The sequence below is a fragment of the Aerococcus sp. L_32 genome, assembly GCF_050689315.1.
Map to the genome: position 1 here is coordinate 1 of NZ_JBOEQF010000678.1, position 966 is coordinate 966.

Here is a 966-nt window from a genome sequence, read left to right on the forward strand (position 1 = left end):
ATATACTAATTTAATATCCAACAAAGTAGATGACCCAATCAATTCTTTGAGGAAAATACGGTCGCCTTCCCAAAGGGTTAGGTCAAAAATCTTATCCTTATCTACCCAGGCTAAGTCCCCTTCTCGAGTTTCCCCAACTTCATTATTTTCCAATTTCCCAGTATATAAAAAGATATACATGGGTTCTTGGTCAGCGTAGATAAAAGTGACTACCCCTCGAAAAACGGCTGATTTCAAGTTTTGGCTAGCCTCTTCCTTGACTTCTCTTTCCAAACATTCCATAGGTGATTCACCATATTCAGATTTGCCGCCGATACCAATCCATTTCCCGTGGTTGACGTCGTTGGCTTTTTTCGTCCGGTGGAGCATCAAGTATTGATCCAAGTCATTTTCCAAGTAAATGAGTGTTGATAACATATAGCCTCCACTTAGTCTAAGTCAGCGTCTACTAGTAACCCCATACCCAAGGCACCCTTACCGCCGTGAACCCCTACAACGGGTGTTAAATAACGGATAATGATGTCTTCATTTGGATAGTTTTCTAGGAAAAAGTCTCTGAATTCAATGGCTTTATCATAGGCATCCCCGTGGGCAAAGCCTAAATGCAGACGGTCACCAAATTGCGCACGGGCTTCTTCATAGATACGCAACCAAGATTTTTTAATCTTTCCTTCAGTACGGATTTTCTCAAAAACGTCTACTGTCCCGTCATCTTCAAATCGTAGGATTGGATAGATTTTTAATACAGACCCGATAAAGGCTGAGGCTGCCTTGGCCCGGCCACCTTTGACCAAGTTGTTTAAATCTTCAATAAAGACATAAATTTCTGAATCTTGAATCATTTGGTTCATAGCTGGAATAATTTGTTCAGCTTTATAGCCTGATTCAATCAGCCGAATCAATTCTTTCACTTCGTGGGCAATGATAATAGATACAGCCTTGGTATCAATCAAGTGGACATTGATT

2 protein-coding genes are annotated in these 966 nt (G+C 40.7%); both read right to left on the minus strand.

Going from position 1 to position 966, the window contains the following annotated elements; genetic code table 11:
• Positions 1-417: NUDIX hydrolase (locus tag ACRCJ0_RS15660; protein WP_431391110.1), on the minus strand; the 417-nt coding region annotated here is incomplete at its 3' end.
• Positions 418-428: 11 nt separating this feature from the next.
• On the minus strand, positions 429-966 hold a 538-nt coding region (locus ACRCJ0_RS15665), incomplete at its 5' end, for a DegV family protein (protein ID WP_431391111.1).